The following is a 17,747-nucleotide window of genomic DNA, read 5'->3' as shown; positions in this document are numbered from 1 at the left end:
GGAGGGAGTGACATGAAGTTGCCTACCAGACTAGAAAAAATTACTAAAGGAACAGATCAAGTTCCGTTAAATTAAGACAAAAGGGCATATTTGCATGAAAGTAGGGAACTTTATGTCAATGTACATTATTGATAGCGATAATGCCCGGCTAGTTTACGAAAATAATTAGCAGAAATGAGCATTGTGCCGGGGGTTCTTGAACGTGCTGTAGAAGAATATGAGGCAGCAGGTGGAGATGGATACAACGATTCGTTAGAAACGGAGGATTCATTGGATGCCACTAGCGGCCAGGATGAAGAATATCACAAAGAAAGTGATCCTTCAATTGATTATGACCCTAACGAAGAAGATCCAGAAGCGCGCTGGGATGAAATTCTGCGTGACCGCTTGAAATCGAGTAAACGGATAGAATAATGGTTACTTACATTCAGATTCGTGTCCCGCAAGCCAGAAGATGATTATCAAATAGTATTGTATAAAAATTTGTCTATGGGTCATAATATCCTTAGAATGATATATGAGACTAAACTCCCGATGATAATTTTTTTATCTGAGATGTATAATTAATCAAATAATGTGTTAGAATAATACCATCTAAAAGTACAACAATTGTAGCCAAAGTAATGAGTGAGTATAAATTATCTAATCAAAAAAGCGCCGATCTCAGAAGACGAGATTCGGCGTATTTGGGTATACAAACATTTAGTCAAAATACGTGCATTTATGCCCTTTGTCTTTAATTAACGGAGCAAATTTGGAACTTGGTAGGCAACTTTATGATGTCATTCTCCAGTCTGGTAGGCAACTTTATGTCATTCTCCAGCCTAGTAGGCAACTTTATGTGTCATTCTCCAGTCTGGTGGGTAACTTTATGTCAATTTTCCAGCCTGGTAGGCAACTTTGTGTCACTCCCTCCAAATTATTTATCCATGTTGTTTACAGCGTTTTTCATTTGATCATCTGTTAAGTGCGTATAAATCATTGTAGTTTGTATTGAAGAATGTCCTAATTGATTTTTTAATTTTGGGACATCATTATTCTCAATATGATAACGTGTGGCAAATGAATGCCTCAAAGAATGAACCGTCAAAGCCGGCTTTCCAAAGGCTGTTGCATATTTCTCAACAAGTTTTTCTATAGAACGTTGTGTTAAACGTCTATTTTTACCTTTGCGTCCTACAGGTGCTGCAATAAACAAATATTTTTCATTTTTTTCTGGGGTATATCTTGTTTCCCTTACCTGCAGGTAATTCTCAATATCTAGGGATGCTTGGCTGCTAAAGTAAACATATTGCTCTTTTCCCCCTTTTCGAGTTACTCTTACAGATGATTTCGTCAGGTCTAAATCCTCAAGATTGATTCCGGAAACTTCTGATAATCTAAGTCCTGATCCTAAGATTAATGAAATTATTGCCGTATCTCGTTCACGATTAAACTGATGGAAATTCATGATACGTTTATTTGTTTTGTTTAATTCGCCATAATCGTATGCTACAAACACTCTAAAAGCTTCAAAATCATTTTCTCTCAGTATTTTCCCTTCCATACGATTCGCGATCGTTTCCTGACTTTCTTTTACTGCATTCAAGTCCATTTTAGCCATAACATTTCGTTGTATATAAGGCTTTAAATCAATTGTTTCGGCTTTATTCTGTAAGTAATCAAATAAGGACTTAAGAGAAGAAAGCTTACGGTTTATTGTTAGCTTATTATTCCCAAGTTGATACTCCAAAAAAGACAAAAAGCTTTCTGTTTCACGTATCGTTAATGTTTCTAGCGTGGATAATTCAATTTCTGTTCTTTTTTGAACTGTGGTAAAGTTCTCTGTAATCAGCCAATCAAAAAAGATAATATAATCGTGGCAGTAATTAAGAAGTGTTGAGGCAGAAAGCTTACGCTTCTTACTGTCAATAAATTCAGTAACATACCAAGGTAATTCACTTAACTTATCGTCAATTCGACCCATAAGGTGTAATTTAGCTTGTTTATCCAAAAGCAACCACCCCCAAATGAATATAACTTCTAAGTAATTATTCGTCAAATTATTATTTTACGTAATTATATGAGATTATTTGATATCGTTCTTACCATACCATATATATCCATACCAGCAGCCGGGTTGGTTTGGGAAGATAATCAAGGATAAATTTAACATCAAATTAAACATTATTTCCGGCGGGGAGCAAAATTCCGGTATATTTGGCGCAGCGACAGCAGTAGAAGTACCACCCATGGATGCATGAAAAGTCACTAGGATAGAGTACGTTTTTACCTTTCATTAGAGTGAGAATAAAGCCTTCATCATCAAACATAACTGCAAATGCGTTTCCCCTCGTACCTTCACATTTCATACCAAAATAAGTCTCTAAAAACTCGCGAGCAGCAGGAACATCAGTAACTGTTAGGTTCAGATGATTTAATTTCATAATTACACCCTTTCCTACATATTTTGTACGTCCTCCGTAGAGCTTTATCTTCAATCCAAATAATACCACATAATGGATCCGTTCTGTAGCGACAACACCGGCACTGCGAAGTTTCTGCAAATGTTGAGATACGGTTGATTGGGGTAGATCAAGACATTCCTGCACATACTCAAGAATTTTGTCCAGAAAAAGCTTTAATTACTCTTGAGAGTTAGTTTAATTTTTAAATGCTAACAGCCTTCTCCCGATACTCGGTGAACCTCTAAGTGTTATTGAGGTTTTAACTACATATGCTTATATTTAGATGATCATCTAATCGGAATATGTTCTTGTCCTTGTCCATTTCGGCAATCGGTACAAGTTCTTGTCCTTACCTTGAGACAAGAACTTGTACCGATAACATAAAAAAGCCGCTAAAATAGCGACTTCAATGGGAATATGTTCTTGTCCCTCGCCATCTGCGGTCTGCTGCCACAATGTGTGCATAGCGAGAGGTTTGAGGATCTCTTTTCATTTTTTCATTTAATTACCATTAGAACTGCTGAATGTAGTCAGAATATTTCCATAATAAATTTCCCACTACAGTTATTCGTAATTTCTGATTCAGGTGCTACAATTATTTGGGTTATGTTTTGACAGCTACATGCTCTTGAATTTCCGGGGTATACTGGAAAAATGTACGAACCATCATTATAGAATATATGAACTAAAAGTGAGGTTGTATTCTTTTGATCATTATATATGGTTATTGATGTATGTAGTTCTTTGTTATTTATAGAGGACCAGATCGTAAGGTTCTCTAATCCCGTCTTTGGATCAAAAAATATTTCTCCACTTAATGAGATTTTAGCCCCTCCATTCGCTTTCTTTACTGGGTTATCATTTTTTTCTTATTTCTCATAGACAATTGTCTTAAACATTCCACCAATTGGTTTAGTGAAGTTATTGGATATATGATGTGGCATATGGCAATGGAAGGGCCATGTTCCTGGGTTATTCGCGCAAAAGAGTAAGTCGTATGTCGTTCCACTCGAAACTTCTATCGTATTTCGAAGTAATCTGGCGGAACTTGAGATTTCATTACCGTCTGCAGCTGTGAGAAGAAATTGATGTCCATGAAGATGAATGGGATGTGCATTCATTCCTATGTTCCCAAGACGAATACGAATGTTTTCGCCATATTTAACTGGTAAAGAATTAGAATATGGAAAACAACGCCCATTCATTGTGAAAAAATTAAAACTGTCCGTTAAGGGGTCTAAATCGTAATCTCCTTTCCTCAATTCACCCTTAGGCAGGCCTTGAAGATGAAATTCCTGAAGCATGATGAAGTAATCTCTATGAATATAGTCATTACATCCCGATTCTATTATAAATCCACCCCCTAGTCCCATTAATTCTTGAGTAACTGTATTGTGATGAGTATGATACATATGCGTTCCCGGTGCATTCATAATCTGAAAACAATAATCAAAGTATTCACCTGGTCTAATTTTGGGTGTTGGTTCAACTTCAGGAACACCGTCCATAGAGTTGGGGATATCCAGGCCATGCCAATGGACACTGGTTGCCTCCGGTAGATGGTTTATAACCCTGATCTTAACCCAATCGCCTTGTTTAACTCGTATAGTTGGACCCGGAATGGAACCGTTATACCCCCAGCCCTTCATTTTTATTCCAGGCAATAGTTCTCTCGTTACAGGCTCCGCAACTAACACAAAGCACTTCATTCCCTCTTCGACGGTAAAGGGAAGATCCGGGATATCCGGTGTGATAACCATAGTACTCCTCCATCCCAAATGGAATTGTTTACAATGGAGGATATATATGAAATTCGAGGCTTGTGCTATTACTTTATTTCCATAGCCGAATACTATGTCTAAGATGAACCTTAGTTTATATCAAATGCTTGCTCGCTAGTACATCCAAGGACATTTATGATTTTCAGCCTACGTTGTTGTTCTCCGATATAGTTATTTCTGTGTTGTGTCGCAGGAGCCTAAACGATATCCCCTAAGTGACTTCTTCTTCACTTTTCAAGTCCAAACAAGAAAAGCGTGCAACAATCGGAATTCTGCCCTATCCCCCAGTTCTTACTAACAACTCTTGCTATCATATGGTCACTATAAATCAATTGAATAATATTTTTGTTTTTATTTGACGGCTCATTTTGCTGGATTGCTACCCAGTCCATATTCCCTATCATAGGCATCAAATATTTCACGAGCAATGGGTGCTGCGCTACTTGATCCATACCCCCCTTCAGGTACAACCACGGCTACTGCCAGTTTTGGATTCTTACGAGGTGCAAAGGCGATAAATACGCCGTTCTCAACATTAATCGATTGACCATTTATATAAATAGTCTGTTGAGAGGTGCCTGTCTTTCTCGCGAAATCATAGGGAAACCCACTGAACGCGGCATCTACATTGGTAGACATTCCACGTTGAATGGTGCGCCAGTATCTGTCATCATAATTTGCTGTATTTAGTGTTTTTGGTTTAATTTTTTTAACGACATTACCTTCAGAGTCACGTATTTCTTTTACCAGGTGTGGTTCAAGACGTTGTCCTTTATTCGCTAACATCACGGTATACTGTGCGAGCTGCATTGTTGTATATTTGCCTTGTTGTCCAAATGAAGCAAAAGCCAAGCCTGTGAGTGCAGATTGATTTTCTTGGTTATATTCAATTCTGCCTCTAAATTCTTTGGGTAAATCCACTCCAGTATCCACGCCTAAGCCGAATTCTTTCATATATCTGTCCCATACTTTAATACCTTCCACATTATACTTGTTCCAAAGCTGCTCACCGATCATGTCAATCATAAAAGCATTTGATGATTTCGTGATTGCTGTCTCTGGATTTAAAAGACCATATACGCTTCCTGAAGAGTTTCTGACTCTGGTACGATCTTTACCAAACTCCGCGTATCCGCGATCCTGATATGTTGAATTCGGAGCAAAAAAACCTTCATTTAAGCCAATCAAAACACTTAATGGTTTTATTGTTGACCCCAATAATACGGTTGACTCTGGGTGCTTTCCGGTGTCGTTTGGAGGAAAGGATTCAACTGTACCATTTCTATAGATGTACTTAATCTTTTCATAATCCCATTCCGCATTCGGATCATAATCAGGCATACTTGCCATAGCCACGACATTACCGCTATCTACTTCCATTGCGACAGCAAAAGCTGTTTTTGCATTAGTATGAAGTTTTCCTGAAACTGGAGTCCGCTGTAACCAATTCAACTGTTCTTTTATAGCTTGTTCTGTTTGAACTTGTACGTTTTTGTTGATGGTCGAGATGATATCGTATCCTTTTTCTGGAGGGAGCATGTTTCCTCCCTCTTCAGGCAAATTTAACGCATTAATGGGGATCTCTTTAAAACCACTTTGTCCTCGTAACACGTCCTGATATTGAAGTTCAAGACCATCAACACCAACATTTTCTAGCTCAGAGTATACAAGCCCAGGATTGGTTTGAGTTGGATTTAAACGATCAATTTCTTTGTATTTTGCTAGTGTCTTTGATGTTTTGAATGTTTTCATGTAACCAATAGCTTGAACAGCCACGCCATCCTTATCATATTTGCGTTTGCTTTCTTCCACTACACTCAATCCAGGAATGATATTTCTATTCTGAAGAAAGTAAGCGACTTCTCTATCAGATAGGTCACTCTTGATCAATCTCGGAGAATAACCTTGGGTCTGTCGATATTCCAGATCCATCGCATTCAAAATATCATCTACCGAGAACTCTTTACTCCCTGGATCTTTAAATTCCTGAAATACTTCATACAATTTTTCTGCAAATTGACCAGCTTCCTCACGATTGGGATTTTTAGGCCCCCCCTCCTGTTGACTATAATTTTTATACAATGTGATGTATAACGACTGAATGGGCTCGGAATATGCCAATTTTATTTTACCTGATGAATCATAAATGGAACCACGAACGGGCAACAAAGGACTTGTTCTGGTGACACTTTCACTTTGTAAACGGCTAAGCTCGGGGCCTTCTACGAATTGCATATAAGCGAGACGAATGATGATAACTGAAAAAATGACAAAGGATACAAAAAAGAAAAAGTTAATGCGAAACTTAGAACTGATTGGTTTTGGTTCTTCTGCATCGTAATGATTGTTCATCTGATAATACTCCTCTTGGTCGTTCTTAAGTAACAGTGTAAATTTTAAATTTGAAGGAAGTGTGTTTTTTTGTTATATCAATACAACCAAATTTCAAATAGCTGAAGGCAAACCAAAAAAGCTCTACGAGGACGTAGAGCCTTTTTAGTCACCTTATTGAATTGTATTTATTCTTTATATCGAAGATATATTCTATAGCCGATAAAAACCAGTAATAAAAATGAAGCATACATCAAACTGACTTGTACTAGTCGTGTTCCTTCATTCCATATTTCATGCCCTATATAGGCAAAGGTCATCATTGCGGGGATTTTACCTAATAAGGTTGCGAGTATGAAAATCTTAAAATTTAAATGGAATACTCCTGCGTAAATATTGATTGCCGCAGCTGGTAAAATGGGTATGATGCGAGCTGATAGAATCATCCAAAACAGGCGCTGGCTACTCATCGCATGTAGTTGATCTAGAGATGTAAATCTCTGGGTAATCCTTCTTCCCCAAGAATAAAGTAAGTATTTTGCCAATAGATAGACAATAATCGCAGCTAAAGTGGATATGGCCACGTTCATAGTACTGCCCAATACTACACCATATTTAGCGCCGATCACTCCACCTACAATGCCAAACGGGATCACAGGAAACATAGCAAGAATAGTAATTACAAGAAACATCAGAGGTAAGCTAGCCGTATTATCCCCAGCTATCCATGCATACAATAAATCCCGCTTCATGAAAACAAGCATAAATACAACCAGGTTAATACAGAATATAATCCATTTTTTCAACCTAACATTCTCCTGAACGAATTTCTAGTTTACAAGTGAGTTTTGGCAATGTTTTTCTAACGTACACATAGGGGTACCCCTGTTACTGATACTTTATATAATGTAAAACAAACGTACCCCTATCTTTATATTATACAATGATTTTATCACGTCAGTTTTTAAGAATTACGTATTTTCACACGTTGTAGCCGAAGTGCATTAAGAACAACAGATACTGAACTTAATGCCATTGCAGCACCAGCTACCCATGGAGCCAAAAGGCCGATCGCAGCTATTGGAATACCCAGCGTATTGTATCCGAGTGCCCAAAATAAATTTTGTTTAATGTTAGCCATAGTTTTACGGCTCATATAAATAGCGTCAGGGATACTTGAAAGATCGCCACGCATCAATGTTACATCAGCAGCTTCCATAGCAACGTCTGTTCCTGTACCAATAGCCATTCCGATGTCTGCCATAGCAAGGGCCGGAGCATCGTTTATACCATCTCCTACCATCGCTACCTTTTTACCTTGTGCTTGCAGTTTTTTAACTTCTTCCGCTTTACCTTCAGGGAGAACTTCAGCCAGGACGTGGTCAATGCCAACTTGAGCCGCAATCGCTTTTGCCGTCCGTTCGTTGTCCCCGGTAATCATAATGACCTGGATACCCATCTCCTTCAAACGGCTGACAGCAGCCTGAGAGGTTTCTTTAATGGTATCTGCCACAGCAACCATCCCCGCATACTCTTTATCAATAGCGACAAGCATAGCTGTTTTCCCGGATTCCTCTAAAGTAGACATCATGTTGTAAGCTTGTTTTGCTTCTACATCGAATTTATCCATTAGACGACGTGTACCAATTAATAACTCTTTACCACTCACAACAGCCTTGATTCCAAAGCCTGGAATGGCCTCAAAGGATTCTGTTCTGAGCAGTTCAATATTTCTTTCCATAATGCCCGCAACTATAGCCTCAGCTAATGGATGTTCTGAATTTTTCTCAGCTGCCCCCACAAGTTTAAGGAATTCTGTTTCATCGCCCTCGACCAAAACATCGGTAAGTTCAGGTTTACCTTTTGTTACTGTACCTGTTTTATCGAGAATAATTGCATCAATTTTATGGGTCTGTTCCAGATGTTCTCCACCTTTAAACAAGATTCCAAGTTCAGCTGCACGTCCAGAACCAGCCATAATGGAGGTTGGTGTAGCAAGCCCAAGTGCACAAGGACAAGCAATAACCAGAATGGCAATTGCTTTTTCTAAAGAACCAGCAAAATCACCCGGTGTTACTCCGAAGTACCATACCAAGAATGCCACTACAGCGACTCCTACAACAATCGGCACAAAAATCCCTGAGATGACGTCTGCTACCCGTTGAATAGGAGCTTTTGATCCTTGCGCTTCCTCGACAACTTTAATAATTTGTGCAAGAGCTGTTTCTTTACCTATTTTTGTTGCTTTCATTCGAAGCACACCGTTTTTGTTCATGGTTGCTCCGATAACAGCATCCCCCACTTTTTTTTCTACAGGGAGACTTTCACCAGTAAGCATCGATTCATCCACAGACGAGAGTCCTTCCAGAACTTCCCCATCCACAGGCACTTTACTCCCTGGTCGAACAATTACAACATCACCTACAATCACTTCTTCCACGGGAATGGTCAATTCTTGATCTTCTCGGACAACTATCGCCGTCTTGGCTTGAAGTCCCATTAGGGATTTAATAGCTTCTGACGTACGTCCTTTTGCCAGGGATTCGAACAGTTTCCCCATAACCACTAAGGTAATCAACACGGCACTTGTCTCATAGTACATCGCAGGTCCATGATGTACGCTACCGCCTTCAATTGCCCAAACGATGGTTAAATACAGACTGTAAAAATAAGCAGCTGAGGTCCCTAATGAAACAAGAACGTCCATGTTTGCACTGCCATTGCGTAAAGCTTTATATGCACCAATATAGAAGGGTCTTCCGATATAAAATTGAACTGGCGTTGCTAATGCCAATTGGAACCATGGATTCATAAAGAGATCTGGTAACCATACCCACGAAGTAAATGAAAAGTGACTTACCATTGCCCAGAGTAAGGGAAACGATAAAATCGCAGAAATAAGAAGTTTTCTTTTTTGTTTTGATAATTCTTTTTGTCGACGTTCAGCTGGGTCGCTTTGTTCCTGTTTCGGTACAGCTTGATAGCCGAGTTTCTCTACTCTCTTTTGCATATCAGTCACAGAAACATCTGCCGGATTATATTCGACATGAGCAACTTCCATGGCGAAATTTACGGTGGCCGTGCTTACGCCAGGTAACTTATTCAGAGTCTTCTCGATTTTTAAGGCACAAGCCGCACAAGTCATACCGACAAGTTCCAAATCAACGGCTTCCTTAACTGTACTGTAGCCAAGCTTCTCAATGCTTGCTTCCATCTTACCGATGTCGACTTTACTTGGGTCATATGTTACTGTCGCTTTTTCCATCGCAAAGTTTACGTTAGCTTCTGATACACCTTCCAGCTTGTTCAAAACCTTCTCAATTTTTAAAGCACAAGCAGCACAAGTCACACAAGTCATACCTGAGAGTTGAATTGATGTTTGTGATTTTTTCTCTTCAATTGTTGACACTATATATACACCTCACCTTTTAGACTTCATATCCTTGCTCTTCAATAGCCTCTTTAATGGTCTCTAGAGTCACCTTATTTTCATCATATACTACGGTAACAGTGCCATTTTCAAGATTAACATTCCCTTGAACACCGAGCGATTTCAAAGCACCTTCGATTGAGTTGACACAATGTACACAAGACATGCCATTCACATTTAACACTTCATTTTTCATAATTCACTTCTCCTTATATATGAGATTTTTATTTCAGTAATATTAACTTCACTTCATGTATAAAGCATACCCCCCTACCCTATATTTTGTCAAGCGCAATACCCGAAAATTTTAAGCCCATTTTATTGTTGATATGTAATTATGTTATTCTTCCTTTTCAAAATTCGAATTATTTCTTAGGAATTTAATAAAAGGAGTTCTCTCAGAATTTATGAACTGATTCTGAGAAAACTCCTTCTGTGCTACATTTCTTTTATTAAGCGGCCATTTCACGACACATTTTTGCACAAGCAAAACACGCTTCTGCACATTGTTGACAATGCTCATGATCATGTTTTTTACATTCGTTCCCACAAGCTTCACAAGCGTCTGCGCAAGCAAGACATATCTCTTTAACATATTTGCTATTGATCGACATGGCATGAGCGGCAAATTCACAGATATCCGCACATTCACGATCCAAGCGAATACATTCTTTCATCATTCCAATATGCTCCTCATCTAAACAAGAAACATAACAATGATTACATGCAACCATACATTTTAAACACTCTTCAATACACTCTTTGTACTTTTGATGTGACATTATAATTCTCCTCTCGTATCTAAAGTAGTAGGGTAGTCCCTTATTCTATATTTACCCCATATAGAAATTTCTATTCATGGCGGCATTTCAGAAGATAATCTACTACTCTAGAGTGTGAAAGAGGATAATTCTGTGCACATTTCACAATCGATGGAGTGAACCGAAATATCATTTAGGGTTCTTATCCAAGAAGTGTTTTTTCAATTTCTTGACGATTGAAGACAAATCCGAAATAAACTTTACCTTCAATGAAAATTGTAGGGACCAAATTTTTACCTGTTCGTTCGCGCAGAAGGACAGCATTTTCTGGATGATCAGCTATACTAAACTCTGTATACGGTATTTGATGATCATTTAAGAATTTTTTGAAATTTTTGCAATCTTCACAAGTTGGCGTTGTAAATACCTCGACATGCATACGCTTCACCTTCTTCTAACTTGAAGTAATGATTCAAGAAGATCATGTTATTCGACTATGTCGTAGCCTTGATTTTCAATTGCTTCTTTAATATCCGAAAACTCTAGTTTGGTTTCGTCAAATTTAACTTCAACCTTACCTTCCGCGAGAATTACTTTTCCTTCTACGCCTATTTGATTTAAGGCACCTTCAATTGAATTTACACAATGCCCACATGACATACCTTTTACTTTTAGTGTGACATTTTCCATTTTTCATACTCCCCTTTAATTGAGTTTAAATATATGTTATTTCATTGAGGCATGAACTCTTTTGATTAATTCATTCACTACTTCAATATGCTTTGTTGACTCCATTAAGTGCACCTGCAGCGGATAGGAGCATTAGGCCTCAATGATTGTTTGTCATTGGACCATTAACTTCATCCTATATTGTCCAAATGAATGACTTTTAATGTACATCACCTCCTTCATTAATACCATACCCCCCCTCACTATATTTGTCAAAGTATTTAGCTGTAAACAAAAAAAGAGTTTTTGCAAACCCTCTTTTGTTTACAGCACTATTTGATTAATTTATTTATGGTCACTAACAATTCATCTATAACTTCGTTTTCACCTTCCTGAATTCGTTCAATTACACAGCTTTTCATGTGATGCTCTAACAAAAGTTTTCCAACACCGTTCAAAGCCGATTGGACTGAAGAGATCTGATTCAGCACATTATCACAATAGGTATCTTTTTCGATTAATCCTTTTAGCCCTCTAACTTGTCCTTCAATTCTGTTAAGTCGGTTAATTAAATTATTCTTTGTTTTCTCAGAATGATGGCTCCTGCGTTCTTCCGTGTTGCATGACTCATGCTCTTGAATTAGGTCTCCCATTTTCCGATCACTCCTCATTATTTTATCTTATATTATACTATAGCCCCCCTATACTATACAAAATGAAATTCATCTACATTATTTCTACATATATTTTCTATACTATTATCGTTATTACCAATCAAATACAAAACGGTGGAGGAAAGAATATGAAATTGATGCTTTTAAAGAGGTTTATCGTAATTGGTTCTTTAGCTATTCTCGCTACGGGATGTACTAATGCGATTAAAAATAATGCAATGGAAGGAATGGATCATTCAAACACGAATAATCCTACTTCGGCTGGTTCCAGTCCTGTGAAATTCACATCTAGTACTCCAGTGGTAAATGGCAAAGAATTTACGATCACCGCACAAGAGAGCAATCTTGAAGTTTCCAAAGGTAAGATATTACCTGTTTGGACTTTCAACAATTCTGTCCCCGGACCTCAAATCCGTGTAAAGGTTGGAGACAACGTAAAAATCAATCTAAAAAATGAGTTGAATCAGCCTGTCTCCATTCATTGGCACGGCTACCCCGTTCCGAATAACATGGATGGCATTCCTGGCGTTACACAAGATGCCGTTGAACCAGGTAAAACATTTACGTATACGTTCAAAGCTAATGTACCAGGTACCTATTGGTATCATTCTCATCAAGACAGTGTAAACCAAGTGGATAAAGGCTTGTACGGTTCCCTTGTTGTTGAGGAACTGAAAAATGACTATGACCGGGACTATACTCTCATGTTAGATGAATGGATGAGTTCCAGCGACATGAATACGAGTGATTCCGACAATATGGGTATGAAAGAGATGAATCATAATGAAATGAATATGTCCGGATCGGATATGAACATGGACGAGAACACTACGGGTATGGGCGGACATGATATGAGCATGTATGACCTATACACGATAAACGGGAAATCAGGTACTGCCATTGATAAACTCATGGTTAAAGAGGGCGATAAAGTTAGAATTCGCTTAATTAATGCAGGATACATCAGTCATCAAATGCACTTACATGGCCACAATTTTAAAGTAATAGCGTCGGATGGACAGCCCCTAAATGAACCCGAGATGATAAAAGATCAATTACTTTCTATAGCTCCTGGAGAACGTTATGATATTGAATTTACAGCTGATAATCCAGGCTCCTGGCTACTTGAAGAACATGGAATTGAGTCGCCGAAACAAAATATGAAAGCCGTTATCCAATACGAAGGTTCAAAAGTTCAAAATGACAATTCCAATGCTTCAGCTACGCTTCCTGTGTTTGACTTCGAAAAGTATGGTAACATGTCAGATCCATTATTTTCGTTGAATGAGATATTTGATCAAAACGTGACAATGAATTTAAATACGGAAATGAAAGATGGAGAAATGGTGTACACCATTAACGGAAAGGTATTTCCGGATACAGATGTCATAAAAGTCCAGAAAGGTGACAAGGTCAAAGTTACTTTTGTGAATCAGTCCAAAACGGATGACCATCCTATGCATCTCCATGGACAGTTTTTCCAAGTGCTAAGTAAAAATGGTCAATCCTATCAGGGGTCAACGATCATAAAAGATACACTAAATGTTAAACCAGGGGAAACTTATGTTGTTGCTTTTGAAGCCGATAACCCTGGAAATTGGATGTTCCATTGCCATGACTTGCATCATGCTTCCGCGGGAATGGTAACGGAAGTCATGTATACAGATTATGAAAGTAACTATACACCTGATCCGAGTGTGGAGAACGTAGCGGAATAAATAAGTAGCATTGATTTACTCTTTATTAAGATCTGCTAATAATACGTTAAAAGATAAACAGAAGAAATTATAATGCGGCGATCTTTCCCGGAATGTAACCGAGGATTGGTTGCCGCATTTTTTTAGAAACACCTTAATTGTAAAAAAGCGATACTGTTGCGCTTAAATGCATATCATTCTCTTCTATTAGCTAGCATACCAAAATCCCCCAGGTATAGAGAACTCATTAAAATGAACTCTAATCCGAGGGGACGATATTTCAGAACTATATTGGCGACGTTACTGACTTTTTTATTACAATATCATTCTATTGGAAGATGGACCTGAAAAGGAATACGCACGATCTTCAATATATATTTGATGCCATAAGATAAATACAAGAATGGTCCACAATTTACGGCTTGCATCCAATTTCCCTTCCTTATGGATCTCAAGTAGCTGCAATACATACGTTTTATTGATCCATTGATCTACGTCTGCTGTCATAATCAGATTCCTAGCCCATGAATACCATTCACTTTTTAACCATACTCTCGTTGGGACAGGAAAACCTAATTTTTTTCGTTGCTGTACATCAGGTGGAACCACATCTTTCATAGCATCACGGAGTAATAATTTAGTTGCTGTGGGTGTAACTTTATACTTTGTAGGGATGGTAGCAGCTAATTCAAATACTTTGGTATCTACAAAGGGAACGCGAAGTTCCAAGGAATTTGCCATCGACATTTTGTCTGCTTTCATTAGGATATTCCCACGTAGCCACGTATGAATATCAATATACTGCATCTGTGTGACTTCATCATATAACTTCGCTTGTTCATAAAGTGGCTTAGTCACCTGCTGGGTTGGTTTACATACTCCCTGCTCCGATAACCATGGTGCTAATACCTTGCTTTTTTCATGATCCATAAAAATCTTCGCATTTCCAAAGTAACGTTCTTGCAGAATAAGACTCCCTCTTTCCAAGAATCCTTTGCCTTTCATGCCGGTAGGCATTAATCGTCCAAGATGTCCTGCAAGACTTCTCCATGGACCTGGAAGACCCTGAAACATGCGGAGAGCATAGGGTTCCCGATAAATGTTGTAGCCACCAAAAAATTCATCTGCACCTTCACCTGAAAATGCCATCTTAACATGCTGACTAGCCAACTTCGATACAAAGTAGAGACCCACGGCTGATGGGTCTGCTACTGGCTCATCCATATGCCATATTAGAGAAGGTAGTATATCTATATAGTCGCGGGCATTAATCCGAATTTCATGATGCTCAGTCCCTAAATAGGCTGCTGTCTTCCTAGCATCATCCAATTCACTATAGCCCGGCATATCAAATCCAACGCTGAATGTTTGGGTTGGCTCCAAGCGATGAAGTAAACCTACTAAACTGCTTGAATCAATACCACCCGATAAGAATGCTCCCCTAGGGACATCTGAGTTCTTATGAATACGAACAGATTCCGTTATTACTGATCGTGTTTCCTCTACTAAATCGGAATACGACCTACTTTCATGGGGCTCAAACTTCACTTCGTAATACGGTCTGATGGTCATTCCATTATTCTGTACAATCAAATAATGGCCTGCTTTCAGTTTATGGATCTCTTTGAACATCGTTAGAGGTTCAGGTACATATTGAAATGTGAGATACTGATAAAGAGCATTTTCATCCACTTCCCTATCAATCCTACCTGAAGCCAGCAACGTTTTAATTTCAGAGCCAATCATGTATCCGGAGGCGGTCTCACTGTAATAAACAGGCTTGATTCCGAAATGATCCCGTGCCGCAAATAAAAGATCACTCCTTTGATCCCATATGGTGAACCCAAACATGCCTCGTAAATAGTTGACACATTTAATTCCAACGTCCTCATAAAGCCTCAGTAATACTTCGGTATCGGAATCTGTATAAAATGTATACCCCTTCTGACTCAACCAATCCCTCAACTCTTTATAATTATAAATCTCTCCATTGAATACCAACCAAATATCTTTGTTCTCATTGGTCATGGGCTGTGCCCCGTGCTCAATATCCAGTATACTTAGTCTCCTAAAACCCAGACCGATATGATCATGGATATATATCCCTTCATCATCTGGGCCACGATGAGCTATGGAGTCGGTCATATGTTGCAGAATGTTTGCATCTACTGGCATACGATATTTGTTATATAAACTTACAAATCCACACATAGGGCTATTCTCCTCTAATCAATATAAGATTAGTTTAGCTTTTATGTATGTGGAATCTGTGAAAGATTACCGTCCATATCATAAATCACAGTTTAGATAAGTTATTTACTTATTTATTAGTTTAGTTCACTGGAGAATGGTTCTATCTGTTCGAGGCAAGTTGCTAAACAAAATGGACAAACCCGTGAATTACCCACGGGCTTGTCCATTTTAATGACTATCGTTAACCATTTTAAGATAGTTCTGCTCGCTAACCACTCTACGAGCTGTTACATATTTGGTTTTATAATAACTTTCAGATAAGCTACTAATTCGAACACCCTTACTGCTTGATGAATGTGCAAATTGATTGTTACCTACATAAATTCCCGCATGTGAAATGCTGCGACCATTCGTATTGAAGAAAACGAGATCCCCTGGGCGTAATTCTTCTTTCTCTACAAACGATCCCTTTGCTGCTTGCATACTAGAGGTGCGCGGCAAATCTAGTTTAAACTTATTAAAAACATACAGGATAAAACCGGAACAATCAAAACCAGATGTTGTTGTCCCACCATAAAGGTATGGCGTTCCAACCACTTCTTTTATTTCTTCTGTTAGCTTTGCCTGACTAGCAAATGCACCTGTTGCTGTGGAGGTAAATAAAACTGCTGCTCCAAGAACCGATAAAATGACTTTCTTCAAACTTTTGTTCCTCCCTTAGATGCCTACGGAGTTAGCTTAAGGATTCGGTTAAAGGCTCCCTATATTCTTTTCTTACAAGAATAATTCACCCAACAAATGGTTCCCCCGTTTTCAATACGAAATTCGGCAAAAATAGTTAAATATTTGTAACCTATAGAGTATTATATTGTTAAATTGTGTGGATTTAATGTGGAATTCTCGTATATCTTATTCTAAAAAAGAAACGACCGTCTCCTGCTGAAGTTAGGGAGCGATCGCTTCTTAGCACATGTTCTTTTTGTATTGCCGAATTCTAGTTATAAGTTCAAGGCTCCTCTACACTATACAACCACTTATACCCTATGCCCCAAACCGTTTGAATGGGGTTCTGTTCCAATCCAGCCAACTGCAACTTCTCCCGGATATTTTTCACATGGGTGTCTACGACTCGGTTATCCCCAAAAAAGTCACTTCCCCAGAGACGTTCAATGATTTCATCTCTAGAGAAAACTCTTTGTGGATTCTCGGCCAATATAAGCAATATATCAAGTTCTTTTTGGGTCAAATCCAGATTTGTGTCGAGTACCATAACCTGTCTTCGATCTGGATAAATAATCATGTCAGTATACATGATTTTTTTACCGATTTCTTTAAGGCTTAAAGACTGTGAAGAGCGTCGAACAAGCGCAAACAAGCGAGCAATGAGTTCATCAGAATTTACAGGTTTCACCATATAATCATCAGCACCGACACCTAACCCATGTACCTTATCCTTCACATCCCCTCGAGCTGTAAGCATCAATATAGGTGTTTCAGTAAACGATCTGATTTTTTCACAAAGATGCCATCCATCCATATCCGGCATCATAACGTCTAATAAAATGACATGATACGAATTTTTCTGAAGATAGGACAGTCCTTCGGTTCCATTATGAGCTTCCGTAATATCAAAACCCTCTTTAGTTAAATAAATTCGCAACAGATTTCTCATGTTCCATTCGTCATCAATAACTAATGCTTTCAATTTATTCATATGGTCATCCCATCCATTTCATTAATCTTTAGTAATATGCGGTTTCTGAC

General features: G+C 38.4%; 16 protein-coding genes, 2 pseudogenes and 1 riboswitch. Of the genes and pseudogenes, 2 read left to right on the top strand and 16 right to left on the bottom strand.

Annotated features, from left to right (window positions below):
• Positions 1-174 precede the first annotated feature (174 nt).
• Positions 175-414, top strand: coding sequence for a hypothetical protein (locus Q0V21_RS30710; protein ID WP_301882207.1), 240 nt, complete (start codon positions 175-177; stop codon positions 412-414).
• A 505-nt stretch (positions 415-919) separates the two neighbouring features.
• On the opposite strand, the gene xerS is transcribed toward Q0V21_RS30710, so the two are convergent.
• From xerS to Q0V21_RS30650, 13 genes and pseudogenes are all read right to left on the bottom strand, one after another.
• Positions 920-1,993 carry a tyrosine recombinase XerS gene (gene xerS, locus Q0V21_RS30705; protein ID WP_301882205.1) on the bottom strand — a complete coding sequence of 358 codons (1,074 nt, stop codon included), beginning with the start codon at positions 1,991-1,993 and terminating at the stop codon, positions 920-922.
• A gap of 250 nt (positions 1,994-2,243) precedes the next feature.
• Positions 2,244-2,426, bottom strand: a pseudogene (locus Q0V21_RS30700) (VOC family protein); the annotation flags it as partial.
• Between the two features lie 78 nt (positions 2,427-2,504).
• Positions 2,505-2,600 (bottom strand): annotated as a pseudogene (locus tag Q0V21_RS30695) (ArsR/SmtB family transcription factor); the annotation flags it as partial.
• A gap of 377 nt (positions 2,601-2,977) precedes the next feature.
• Entirely contained in the window at positions 2,978-3,214 is a 237-nt protein-coding gene (locus Q0V21_RS32950) for an S-Ena type endospore appendage (RefSeq protein ID WP_483312394.1), read from the bottom strand.
• A gap of 102 nt (positions 3,215-3,316) precedes the next feature.
• On the bottom strand, positions 3,317-4,207 hold the full coding sequence (locus tag Q0V21_RS30690; RefSeq protein WP_175395180.1) for a multicopper oxidase family protein: 891 nt from the start codon (positions 4,205-4,207) through the stop codon (positions 3,317-3,319).
• A gap of 384 nt (positions 4,208-4,591) precedes the next feature.
• Positions 4,592-6,580 carry a peptidoglycan D,D-transpeptidase FtsI family protein gene (locus Q0V21_RS30685; protein WP_024634440.1) on the bottom strand — a complete coding sequence of 663 codons (1,989 nt, stop codon included), beginning with the start codon at positions 6,578-6,580 and terminating at the stop codon, positions 4,592-4,594.
• A 167-nt stretch (positions 6,581-6,747) separates the two neighbouring features.
• A complete protein-coding gene (locus tag Q0V21_RS30680) occupies positions 6,748-7,365 on the bottom strand; it encodes a TVP38/TMEM64 family protein (protein ID WP_024634439.1) in 618 nt (205 codons plus the stop codon).
• Positions 7,366-7,523: 158 nt separating this feature from the next.
• Positions 7,524-9,959 (bottom strand): heavy metal translocating P-type ATPase, encoded by a 2,436-nt coding sequence (locus Q0V21_RS30675; RefSeq protein WP_483312393.1) that lies wholly within the window; start codon positions 9,957-9,959, stop codon positions 7,524-7,526.
• A gap of 28 nt (positions 9,960-9,987) precedes the next feature.
• Complete coding sequence (locus Q0V21_RS30670) at positions 9,988-10,185, bottom strand: cation transporter (RefSeq protein ID WP_024634437.1); 198 nt, start codon at positions 10,183-10,185, stop codon at positions 9,988-9,990.
• 256 nt (positions 10,186-10,441) lie between these two features.
• The gene (locus Q0V21_RS30665) at positions 10,442-10,771 is read right to left on the bottom strand and encodes a four-helix bundle copper-binding protein (RefSeq protein WP_081718281.1); all 330 of its coding nucleotides are present in this window, start codon (positions 10,769-10,771) and stop codon (positions 10,442-10,444) included.
• 181 nt (positions 10,772-10,952) lie between these two features.
• On the bottom strand, positions 10,953-11,189 hold the full coding sequence (locus Q0V21_RS30660) for a glutaredoxin family protein (protein ID WP_024634435.1): 237 nt from the start codon (positions 11,187-11,189) through the stop codon (positions 10,953-10,955).
• Positions 11,190-11,236: 47 nt separating this feature from the next.
• Positions 11,237-11,440 (bottom strand): cation transporter, encoded by a 204-nt coding sequence (locus Q0V21_RS30655; RefSeq protein ID WP_024634434.1) that lies wholly within the window; start codon positions 11,438-11,440, stop codon positions 11,237-11,239.
• A 311-nt stretch (positions 11,441-11,751) separates the two neighbouring features.
• Entirely contained in the window at positions 11,752-12,072 is a 321-nt protein-coding gene (locus Q0V21_RS30650) for a metal-sensitive transcriptional regulator (protein ID WP_024634433.1), read from the bottom strand.
• A gap of 149 nt (positions 12,073-12,221) precedes the next feature.
• Here Q0V21_RS30650 and Q0V21_RS30645 point away from each other — a divergent pair, with 149 nt between their 5' ends.
• The gene (locus Q0V21_RS30645) at positions 12,222-13,811 is read left to right on the top strand and encodes a multicopper oxidase family protein (protein WP_175395182.1); all 1,590 of its coding nucleotides are present in this window, start codon (positions 12,222-12,224) and stop codon (positions 13,809-13,811) included.
• A 294-nt stretch (positions 13,812-14,105) separates the two neighbouring features.
• Here the strand turns inward: Q0V21_RS30645 and asnB are convergent, their stop codons facing one another.
• The 3 genes from asnB to Q0V21_RS30630 form a co-directional block, all read right to left on the bottom strand.
• Positions 14,106-16,001 carry an asparagine synthase (glutamine-hydrolyzing) gene (gene asnB / locus Q0V21_RS30640; protein WP_175395183.1) on the bottom strand — a complete coding sequence of 632 codons (1,896 nt, stop codon included), beginning with the start codon at positions 15,999-16,001 and terminating at the stop codon, positions 14,106-14,108.
• 210 nt (positions 16,002-16,211) lie between these two features.
• Positions 16,212-16,685, bottom strand: a complete 474-nt coding sequence (locus tag Q0V21_RS30635; protein WP_301882202.1) for a C40 family peptidase — start codon at positions 16,683-16,685, stop codon at positions 16,212-16,214.
• 5 nt (positions 16,686-16,690) lie between these two features.
• A riboswitch (cyclic di-AMP (ydaO/yuaA leader) is annotated at positions 16,691-16,824 on the bottom strand.
• A 165-nt stretch (positions 16,825-16,989) separates the two neighbouring features.
• Entirely contained in the window at positions 16,990-17,697 is a 708-nt protein-coding gene (locus tag Q0V21_RS30630) for a response regulator transcription factor (protein WP_175395185.1), read from the bottom strand.
• Positions 17,698-17,747 lie beyond the last annotated feature (50 nt).

This window comes from Paenibacillus sp. 11B, from assembly GCF_030487755.1.
Lineage (GTDB): Bacteria > Bacillota > Bacilli > Paenibacillales > Paenibacillaceae > Paenibacillus > Paenibacillus vandeheii.
Note: the sequence above shows the minus strand (reverse complement) of the source record. Positions and strands in the feature narration are given on the sequence as shown.

Excerpts from the sequence above, each read along its gene's own strand:
- Q0V21_RS30645 (WP_175395182.1), top strand. The coding sequence starts at position 12,222 with ATGAAATTGATGCTTTTAAAGAGGTTTATCGTAATTGGTTCTTTAGCT.
- Q0V21_RS30650 (WP_024634433.1), bottom strand. The coding sequence starts at position 12,072 with ATGGGAGACCTAATTCAAGAGCATGAGTCATGCAACACGGAAGAACGC.
- Q0V21_RS30660 (WP_024634435.1), bottom strand. The coding sequence starts at position 11,189 with ATGCATGTCGAGGTATTTACAACGCCAACTTGTGAAGATTGCAAAAAT.
- Q0V21_RS30670 (WP_024634437.1), bottom strand. The coding sequence starts at position 10,185 with ATGAAAAATGAAGTGTTAAATGTGAATGGCATGTCTTGTGTACATTGT.
- Q0V21_RS30655 (WP_024634434.1), bottom strand. The coding sequence starts at position 11,440 with ATGGAAAATGTCACACTAAAAGTAAAAGGTATGTCATGTGGGCATTGT.
- Q0V21_RS30710 (WP_301882207.1), top strand. The coding sequence starts at position 175 with ATGAGCATTGTGCCGGGGGTTCTTGAACGTGCTGTAGAAGAATATGAG.
- Q0V21_RS30665 (WP_081718281.1), bottom strand. The coding sequence starts at position 10,771 with ATGTCACATCAAAAGTACAAAGAGTGTATTGAAGAGTGTTTAAAATGT.
- Q0V21_RS30690 (WP_175395180.1), bottom strand. The coding sequence starts at position 4,207 with ATGGTTATCACACCGGATATCCCGGATCTTCCCTTTACCGTCGAAGAG.
- Q0V21_RS30685 (WP_024634440.1), bottom strand. The coding sequence starts at position 6,580 with ATGAACAATCATTACGATGCAGAAGAACCAAAACCAATCAGTTCTAAG.
- asnB (WP_175395183.1), bottom strand. The coding sequence starts at position 16,001 with ATGTGTGGATTTGTAAGTTTATATAACAAATATCGTATGCCAGTAGAT.
- Q0V21_RS30630 (WP_175395185.1), bottom strand. The coding sequence starts at position 17,697 with ATGAATAAATTGAAAGCATTAGTTATTGATGACGAATGGAACATGAGA.